This is a genomic window from Demequina maris (assembly GCF_000971155.1).
GTDB classification, from domain to species: Bacteria; Actinomycetota; Actinomycetes; order Actinomycetales; family Demequinaceae; genus Demequina; species Demequina maris.
The window spans coordinates 153604-162446 of sequence record NZ_BBLX01000005.1 but is presented as its reverse complement, the minus strand read 5'-3'; the positions used below and the strand labels follow the sequence as shown (position 1 = coordinate 162446).

8 protein-coding genes are annotated in these 8843 nt (G+C 71.7%); 1 reads left to right on the top strand and 7 read right to left on the bottom strand.

What is annotated here, in order from left to right:
* Positions 1-101 precede the first annotated feature (101 nt).
* The 4 genes from AOM02_RS07790 to AOM02_RS07775 all read right to left on the bottom strand — a co-directional run bounded on the left by AOM02_RS07790 (position 102) and on the right by AOM02_RS07775 (position 5245).
* Positions 102-1418 carry an extracellular solute-binding protein gene (locus AOM02_RS07790; RefSeq protein ID WP_082099503.1) on the bottom strand — a complete coding sequence of 439 codons (1317 nt, stop codon included), beginning with the start codon at positions 1416-1418 and terminating at the stop codon, positions 102-104.
* 56 nt (positions 1419-1474) lie between these two features.
* Positions 1475-2653, bottom strand: coding sequence for an ROK family transcriptional regulator (locus AOM02_RS07785; RefSeq protein ID WP_082099502.1), 1179 nt, complete (start codon positions 2651-2653; stop codon positions 1475-1477).
* 315 nt (positions 2654-2968) lie between these two features.
* Positions 2969-3958: a malate dehydrogenase gene (locus AOM02_RS07780; protein WP_062298478.1), complete on the bottom strand. Its 990-nt coding sequence runs from the start codon at positions 3956-3958 to the stop codon at positions 2969-2971.
* Positions 3959-4027: 69 nt separating this feature from the next.
* Positions 4028-5245 (bottom strand): NADP-dependent isocitrate dehydrogenase, encoded by a 1218-nt coding sequence (locus tag AOM02_RS07775; RefSeq protein ID WP_062298475.1) that lies wholly within the window; start codon positions 5243-5245, stop codon positions 4028-4030.
* A gap of 176 nt (positions 5246-5421) precedes the next feature.
* Between AOM02_RS07775 and AOM02_RS07770 the strand changes: the two genes are divergently transcribed.
* Positions 5422-6270: an aquaporin gene (locus AOM02_RS07770; RefSeq protein ID WP_062298473.1), complete on the top strand. Its 849-nt coding sequence runs from the start codon at positions 5422-5424 to the stop codon at positions 6268-6270.
* A gap of 67 nt (positions 6271-6337) precedes the next feature.
* Here AOM02_RS07770 and AOM02_RS07765 read toward each other — a convergent pair whose 3' ends face one another.
* Genes AOM02_RS07765 through purN form a run of 3 tightly spaced genes read right to left on the bottom strand, consistent with a single transcriptional unit; the run spans position 6338 to position 8814 of the window.
* Entirely contained in the window at positions 6338-6601 is a 264-nt protein-coding gene (locus AOM02_RS07765; protein ID WP_062298470.1) for a hypothetical protein, read from the bottom strand.
* A gap of 9 nt (positions 6602-6610) precedes the next feature.
* Positions 6611-8167 (bottom strand): bifunctional phosphoribosylaminoimidazolecarboxamide formyltransferase/IMP cyclohydrolase, encoded by a 1557-nt coding sequence (purH, locus tag AOM02_RS07760; RefSeq protein WP_062298468.1) that lies wholly within the window; start codon positions 8165-8167, stop codon positions 6611-6613.
* Positions 8164-8814 (bottom strand): phosphoribosylglycinamide formyltransferase, encoded by a 651-nt coding sequence (gene purN / locus AOM02_RS07755; protein WP_062298465.1) that lies wholly within the window; start codon positions 8812-8814, stop codon positions 8164-8166. The genes purH and purN overlap by 4 nt, the downstream gene beginning before the upstream one ends.
* Positions 8815-8843 lie beyond the last annotated feature (29 nt).

Below are 8843 nucleotides of genomic sequence, written 5' to 3'. Positions count from 1 at the left end.
GTGCGGAGGGGGTCGGGCGGGCGGGTCCGCCCATGACATGGGCCCGGGTGCGGGGGACACCCGGGCCCATGCGGGGGCGGTCGAGCCGCCCTGAAGGGGTCTTAGCCGTTGATCAGCTGGTCGATCTTGGCGTTCGCCTCGACGGCGAGCTTGGTGACGTCACCGCCCTCGGCGACGGCCTGGAAGTAGTCCTCCATGATGCCCGCCTCCTCGACGCTGGCCCAGCCGGCCGCGGCCGGGGTGAGCTTCGCGTTCGACGCGGCCTCGAAGGCGATCTCGTTGACGCCCTCGAAGGTGGAGTTCTCGATGTAGGTGTCCGCGAAGTCGAGGTTCGCCGGGCCCATGCCGTTCTCCGCGAGCATCGTCTGGTACTCGTCCGAGAAGATGATCTCCATGAGGTCGAGCGCGCCGTCGACGTGCTGCGTCGCGGCCGAGACACCGATGTTCGAGCCACCGGCGAACACCGGGGCCGCACCGCCGTCGACGCCCGGGAGGGCGTAGACGCCGAAGGTCTCGGGGTTCCAGACGTAGGCCTCGGACTCCTTGTCGAAGTCACCGAGGGTCCAGGTCGCCCAGCTCGGCGCCATGGTCGACGACGCGGGCGTGCCCGAGAGGAAGTCGTCGTTGATGGCCGAGTAGGTGGTGGTGTCGTCGTCGGTCGACTTCGCGACGTTCGCGGTCTCGAAGAGCTCCTGCCACTGCTCGACGCCGGCGATCGCCTCGGGGCTGTCCAGCGTGGCGTGCCACTCGGAGCCGTCGTACTCGGCGATGTCGCCGCCGTTGGCGAAGATCCACGAGATGGCCGAGCGCCAGTCGCGGCCCGCGAGGTACGCGCCGCCGACACCCTGGTCGAGCATCGTCTTGTTGACCTCGGTGTACTCCGCGAGGGTGGTGGGCACCTCGACGCCCGCGGCCTCGTAGATGTCCTGGCGGTAGAACACCGCGCGCGAGCCGAAGTAGTACGGGAGGGCGTAGACCGAGTCCCCGATCGAGCCCGCCTCGACGAAGCCGGGGAGCAGCGAGTCGCCGCCGAGCTCCTCGTAGTGGTCCGTGAGGTCCATGAACGCGCCGACGGTGGTGAACGTGGCCGCCTGGGTGTTGCCGACCTCGGCGACGTCAGGGGTGTTCTCCGAGTCGGGCAGCGCGGTGGTGAGCGACGAGATGAGGTCGCCCCAGCCGATTTGCTCGACGGTCAGCGAGCCGCCGTTGACGTCGGTGTACTCGGTCTTGAGGTACTCGATGAGCGCCTCGGGGGTGTCCGTGCCGGCGAGCCAGAGGGTGATGTCCTCGGCGGCCGCCGCGGTGTCGCTGGCGGACGGCGAGGTCTCGGAGGCCGGGTCGGAGGCCGTCGAGCAGCCCGCGAGCGCGATGGCGCCGGCGGCCGCGAAGGCGGTCGCGCCGATCATCGTCTTCTTCATTCCAGTTCCTTCTCTTCAATGGGTTCCGTGGCGGGCTGCCACGGTGGGGACAGAGGTCAGAAGACCCCCAGCTGGCCGGTGAGGACCATGACCGCGGCCCCGAGCACGACGATGTCGCGTCCGAGGGTGGTCATCCGTACCGCAGGACCGCCGTGCGAGTCGGCCATCGTGCGGGAACGGATCGTCTCGGCGGCGGAGTCCAGCAGCGTGCCGTCGAGAAGATCGAGGGGGCCGGACAGGACGACCTCCCCCAGGTTCAGGGCGCCCACGACGGGCGAGATCGAGATGCCGAGACGCTCGCCCGCGGCGGCGAGCACCGCGCGGCGCTCCGCGTCGTCCGCGGCGGCCTCGAGGCGCGCCTGCAGGCGCGGGATCGCGAGCCAGGTCTCGAGGCAGCCGACCTTGCCGCAGGCGCAGGTCTCGCCGCCGTCGGTGCCGACCACGACGTGGCCGATCTCGCCCGAGGCCGAGTGGGCGCCGCGCACGAGGCGCCCGCCCACCACGAGGCCGGAGCCGACGCCTCGGCCGACGCGGATGAGCATCGTGTCGTCGTCGGCGCCGCCGAAGGTGCGCTCGGCGAGGGCCGCGGCGTTGGCGTCGTTGGCGACGAGGACCGGGAGCCCGGTGCGCTCGGCCAGCGTGGCCTGGAGCGGGACGTCGGCCCAGTCGAGGTTCGGGGCGGAGAGGACGACGCCCGCATCGTCCACGATGCCGGGGCTGCCGACGCCGATGCCGAGCACGGGGGCGTCGGCGCGGGCGACGAGGCGCGCGAGGAGCTCGCCGACGGCGTCGACCGCCGCCGCGCCGGTCACGCCGGTGACGTCCATGTGCTCGCGGTGGGCGACCGTGCCGTCGAGGTCGGTGACGACGCCGCGGAAGAGGTTGTCGTACGAGAGGTCGAGCGCGACGATCGCGAAGCCCGCGCGGTTGATGTCGAGCAGCGTGGCCGGCTTGCCGGGGCGGGCGTCGGCGCGGATGCCGAGCTCGATCACCAGGTCGTCCGCGATGAGGTCCGCGACGAGGTCGGAGATGGTCACGCGGGTGAGGCCGACGGCGCGGGCGAGGTCCGCGCGGGACAGGCCCTCGGAGCGGTACAGCTCCTGCAGGACGAGGGCACGGTTGTGGCTCCGCGCCCGCTCGGGGGTGACGCGGGCGCCGGCGCGCACCACGGAGGCGAAGCGCTGCTGTCGCGCCGCACCCCGCTGCGCTGCGGGAGTCGTGACCTCGGAAGCCATGTTTGTTAGTAAAGAGTACTAACAATCAATTCGCAACCCCCTGTTCACCGATCGTTACCGCTCCGTGATGTAAACGTTCACACCGCTCGTGGCGCGTGCGTGGCGGGCGACCCCGCATGTACCAGCGACGATGGACGCGCCACGGACGCAACCGGCGTATGAAAGCCGGCCCGCTCGGCCGCACCAGGCACGATGCGCGGCCACCTCGGGTGTGTACGCCGGTTGCGTCACGGAGCCGGCGCGCCCCGGCCCGCTCCGGGAAAGGCGAAGGCCCCGGGGACAACCCCGGGGCCTCCGACGAACCTTGGACGAGAGCTAGATCAGGCCGAGCCCCGCCACGGCGTCGCGCTCCTCGACGAGCTCCGCGATGGAGACGTCGATCTGCGACTGCGCGTACTCGTCGATCGACAGCCCCTGCACGATCTCCCACTTCCCGTCCTTCGAGACGCACGGGAACGAGGAGATGATGCCCTCGGGCACGCCGTACGAGCCATCCGACGGCAGCGCCACGGAGGTCCACTCGCCCTCGGGGGTGCCGAGGACCCAGTCGTGCACGTGCTCGATCGCCGCGTTGGCGGCCGAGGCGGCGGACGAGGCGCCGCGCGCCTCGATGATCGCCGCGCCGCGCTTCGCGACCGTGGGCACGAACGTGTCGCGGACCCAGGCGTCGTCGCCGATGACCTCGGCGGCCGGACGGCCGGCGATGGTCGCGTGCGCGATGTCCGGGTACTGCTTGGCGGAGTGGTTGCCCCAGATGGTGACCTTCGACACCTCGGAGACGGGCACGCCCGCCTTCTGCGCGAGCTGCGCCTTCGCCCGGTTGTGGTCGAGGCGCATCATCGCGGTGAAGCGCTCGGCCGGGACGTCCGGCGCGTGCTTCGACGCGATCAGCGCGTTGGTGTTGGCGGGGTTGCCCACCACGAGGACGCGCACGTCGTCCGCCGCGCCGGCGTTGATCGCCTCGCCCTGCGGGCCGAAGATGCCGCCGTTGGCCGCGAGCAGGTCGCCGCGCTCCATGCCCGCGCCGCGCGGGCGGGCGCCCACGAGCAGGGCCACGTTGACGCCGTCGAACGCCGCGGTCGCGTCGTCGAAGATGTCGACGCCGTCGAGCAGCGGGAACGCGCAGTCGTCGAGCTCCATCGCCGTGCCCTCGGCCGCCTTGACGGCCTGCGGGATCTCGAGCAGGCGCAGGCGCACGGGCGTGTCCGGCCCGAGCAGCTGGCCCGACGCGATGCGGAACAGCAGGGCGTAGCCGATCTGGCCGGCGGCACCCGTGACGGTGACATTGACGGGGGTGGTGCTCACGTCGTCGTGACTCCTTCGGATTGGGGACGATGCGCCCGGGCCGGGCGCGCCGACGGTGGGGCGTCGCGCCTAGGCCAGGCGCGCCGCGAGGTTGGCGTCGAGGGTCGCGAGGAACTCCTCGGTGGTCTGCCACTCCTGGTCGGGGCCGACCAGCAGCGCGAGGTCCTTGGTCATCGCGCCGGACTCGACGGTCTTGATGATGACGTCCTCGAGGGTCTCGGCGAAGCCGGTGACCTCGGGGGTCGAGTCGAGCTTGCCGCGGTGCTTGAGGCCGCCGGTCCACGCGAAGATCGACGCGATCGGGTTCGTCGACGTCGGCTTGCCCTGCTGGTGCTGGCGGTAGTGGCGCGTCACGGTGCCGTGCGCGGCCTCCGCCTCGACGGTCGAGCCGTCCGGGGTCATGAGCACGGACTTCATGAGGCCGAGCGAGCCGAAGCCCTGCGCCACGGTGTCCGACTGGACGTCGCCGTCGTAGTTCTTGCAGGCCCAGACGTAGCCGCCCTCCCACTTGAGCGCGGCGGCGACCATGTCGTCGATGAGGCGGTGCTCGTACGTGATGCCCGCGGCATCGAACTTGCCCTTGAACTCGGCCTCGAAGACGTCGGCGAAGATGTCCTTGAACGCGCCGTCGTACTGCTTGAGGATCGTGTTCTTGGTCGACAGGTAGACCGGGTAGCCGCGCTGCAGGCCGTAGTTGAACGAGGCGCGCGCGAAGTCCTTGATGGACTCGTTGAAGTTGTACATGCCCATGACGACGCCGCCCTCGTCGGGCATCTTCACGATCTCCATCTCGACCGGCTCGGAGCCGTCCTCGGGCGTGTACGTGAGGGTCACGGTGCCGCCGCCGGGGACCTTGTAGTCCGTCGCGCGGTACTGGTCGCCGTGGGCGTGACGGCCGATGACGATCGGCTGGGTCCAGCCCGGCACCAGGCGCGGGATGTTGTCGATGATGATCGGCTCGCGGAACACGACGCCGCCGAGGATGTTGCGGATCGTGCCGTTGGGCGACCGCCACATCTTCTTGAGCCCGAACTCCTCGACGCGCGCCTCGTCGGGCGTGATCGTCGCGCACTTGACGCCCACGCCGTGCTGCTTGATGGCGTTCGCCGCGTCGATCGTGATCTGGTCGTCCGTCGCGTCGCGGGACTGGATGGAGAGGTCGTAGTACTCGAGGTCGACGTCGAGGTACGGGTGGATCAGGCGGTCCTTGATGAACTGCCAGATGATCCGCGTCATCTCGTCGCCGTCGAGCTCGACGACCTTGCCTTCGACCTTGATCTTCGCCATGCGTCAGTCCTCACACCGTCGGGGATGGTGGCACCAGGCTAGTCCACACACCCGGGCCCTTCGTCACGGCTGCGTAAGCGCGCATCGTCCGCCCGCGTGCCCTCTCGCCTGGGGACGATGCGCGTGCGACGATGCGACAGAGCGCGCCCGCCGCGGCACGCCTGTCAGGAGGAACGATGAGCCAGCCGCCGAACGAGAACGAGCCGAACTCCGTCGAGTCCGAGGTCGAGGACTACTCCGCCGAGCTCACCGAGGAGGTGTGGGACATCGACACGTCCGGTCCCGGCCTCGTGTCCCGCATGTTCGCGGAGCTCGGGGGCACCTTCATCCTCGTCTTCATGGGCGTGGGCGCCGCGCTGTTCTCCGGCGTGCTCGGCTGGGACGCGATCAACGTCGCGTTCGGCTTCGCGCTCGGCGTCATCATCGCCGCGCTGATCTTCGGCGGCGTCTCGGGCGCGCACCTCAACCCCGCCGTCACCGTGGGCCTGTGGCTCGCGGGCCGGTTCCCCGGCCGCGACGTGGCCCCGTACGTGCTCGCGCAGCTCGTCGGCGCCACCGCCGCGGGCGGCCTGTTCTACGGGCTGCGCTCGACGAACGAGCTCTACGACCAGCTCGGCACGCCCAGCGAGTTCCTCGCGACGGCGGCGAACGGCTACGCCGACTTCTCGCCCACGCAGTTCGACTGGCTCGCCGCCGGCATCGTCGAGGTGATCATCGCGGCGCTGCTCGTGGCCGTGGTGCTGTCGGTGACCTCGCGCCGAGCCGTCCCCGGATTCGCGCCCCTGTCGATCGGCCTCACGGTCGGCTTCCTCGTGCTCATCGCGATCCCGTTCACCAACGGCGCCCTCAACCCGGCCCGTGCGACCGGCGTCATCCTGTTCTCCGGCGCCGACCACATCGCGCAGCTGTGGCTGTTCTGGGTGGCGCCGCTGCTCGGCGCCGCCATCACGGGCCTGCTGTTCCGCGCCTTCGGACCGGAGGAAGACCTCGTCACCGTCGAGGTGATCGAGACGATCGAGGACTGACGCTCCCCCACCCGGGAACGACGAAGGGCCCCGCCGGCAGGCGGGGCCCTTCGCACGTCCGGGGCGCTCAGCCCAGCGGCGTCGTGAGGCCGAGGAACCCGAGGGCGACCGCGAGGACCACGAGCACGCCCACGTCGATCGCGCGGCGGCGCACCTCGAAGCCGTGGCCCACGCGCGTGACGATGCGCGCGATCGCGCCCGCCGCCGCGAAGGCCGCGAGCGCGAGCACCGCGACGTCGACGCCCACGACGAGCCCGGACAGCGCGATCGCCACGACGGCCGCGGTCACGGCGACCGCGAGGCCGAGCGGCGTGCGTGTCCTCTCGCCCATGGATGCCCCCTAGTGGAAGAAGTGGCGGGTGCCGGTGTGGAACAGGGTGACGCCGGCCGCCTCGGCCGCCGCGATGACCTCGGCGTCGCGCACCGAGCCGCCGGGCGACACGATGGCGCGCACGCCGCCGTCGACGAGGACCTGGAGGCCGTCCGCGAACGGGAAGAACGCGTCGGACGCGGCCACCGAGCCCGCCGCCCGCTCCTCGCCCGCGCGGCTCACCGCGAGGCGGCACGAGTCGACGCGGTTGACCTGGCCCATGCCGATGCCCACGGCGGCGCCGTCCTTGGCCAGCAGGATCGCGTTGGACTTCACGGCGCGGCACGCGCGCCACGCGAACTCGAGGTCCGCGAGCAGCGCCTCGTCCGCCGCGGGACCCGCGACGTGCTGCCACGCGGCGGCGGAGTCGCCGGGCGCGTCGATCGCGTCGAGCTCCTGGACCAGCAGGCCGCCGGTGACGCGACGCCACTCGGTGGCGAGCGGCGCGGGGTCCATCTGGAGGATGCGCAGGTTCTTCTTCGCGGTGAGGATCTCGACCGCCTCGTCCTCGTAGCCGGGTGCCACGACGACCTCGGTGAAGATCTCCGCGATCTGGCGGGCCGCGTCGGCCGTCACGACGCCGTTGGCGGCGATGACGCCGCCGAACGCGCTGACGGGGTCCGTCGCGTGGGCCTTGGCGTGCGCCTCGGCGATCGTGCCCGCGACCGCGATGCCGCACGGGTTCGCGTGCTTGATGACGGCGACCGCGGGGCCGGCGTGGTCGTAGGCCGCGCGCACCGCCGCGTCGGCGTCCACGTAGTTGTTGAAGGACATCTCCTTGCCGTGGAGCTGGCGCGCGCCGGCGATGCCGGTGCCGGAGCCGTCCGTGTAGAGCGCGGCGGCCTGGTGCGGGTTCTCGCCGTAGCGCAGCTCGGCCTGGCGGGTGAACGATGCGCCCATCCAGCCGGCGAGGCCGGTGCCGTCGTCGTCGGGGGCCTGGGTCTCGCCCATCCAGGTGGCGACCTGGACGTCGTAGTCGGCGGTGTGGCGGAAGGCCTTCGCCGCCAGACGGGTGCGGTCCGCGAGCGTGAAGCCGCCGTGGCCCACGGCGCTGGCCGCCGCCTCGTAGTCCTCGGGGTCGACGACGACGGCGACGCTCGCGTGGTTCTTGGCGGCGGCGCGCACCATCGACGGTCCGCCGATGTCGATCTGCTCGACGACCTCGTCGTCGGAGGCGCCGGACGCGACGGTCGCGGCGAACGGGTAGAGGTTGACCACCACGAGGTCGAACGGCTCGATGCCGAGCTCGTCGAGCTGGCGCACGTGGTCGTCGAGGCGGCGGTCCGCGAGGATGCCGGCGTGCACGCGCGGATGGAGCGTCTTGACGCGGCCGTCGAGGCACTCGGGGAAGCCGGTGAGCTCCTCGACCGGGGTCACGGGCACGCCCGCGGCGGCGATGCGCTGCGCGGTCGAGCCGGTGGAGACGATCTGCACACCCTCGTGGGTGAGCGCCGTCGCCAGCTCCTCGATGCCGGTCTTGTCGTACACGGAGATGAGGGCGCGGCGCACGGCCTGACGCTCGGTCATGGTTCCTCCTGGGGGGTGGGGGTCGCGGCTCCGATGCGGACGGAGCGCCCGTTCACGGTCCAGCCCTCGCGCGCCATGCGGCCGAGCGTGCGGACGACGAGCCCGCGCTCGACCTCCTTGATGCGCTCGTGGAGGGTGGCCTCGGTGTCGTCGTCGAGGACCTCGACCGCCGCCTGCGCGACGATGGGCCCCGTGTCCACGCCGTGGTCGACGACGATGACGGTGCAGCCCGTCACCTTCGCTCCCCCGGCGAGGGCGTCCCTCACCCCGTGCGCGCCGGGGTAGGCGGGCAGCAGGGCGGGGTGCGTGTTGAGGATGCGGCCGCCGAAGCGCTCGAGCGAGGGCTCGCCGAGCAGCCGCATGAAGCCCGCGAGCAGTACGAGCTCGGGGTCGAAGGTGGCGATGGTGCGCGCGATCGCCTCGTCCCACAGGGCGCGGGACTCGAAGTCGGCGAGGCGGACCACCGCGGTGGGGATGCCGGACTCGCGCGCGATGTCGAGCGCCCCGATCCCGTCCTTGTCGGCGACGACGCCGACGACGCGGGCGCCGTACGCCTCGTCCCGCGCGGCGTCGAGGACGGCGCGCATCGTGGACCCTGTCCCGGATGCGAGCACGACGACACGCCGGGGACGAGGTGCGTTTGTCACAGCGTCGAGCCTATCGGCATGCTGGGGGT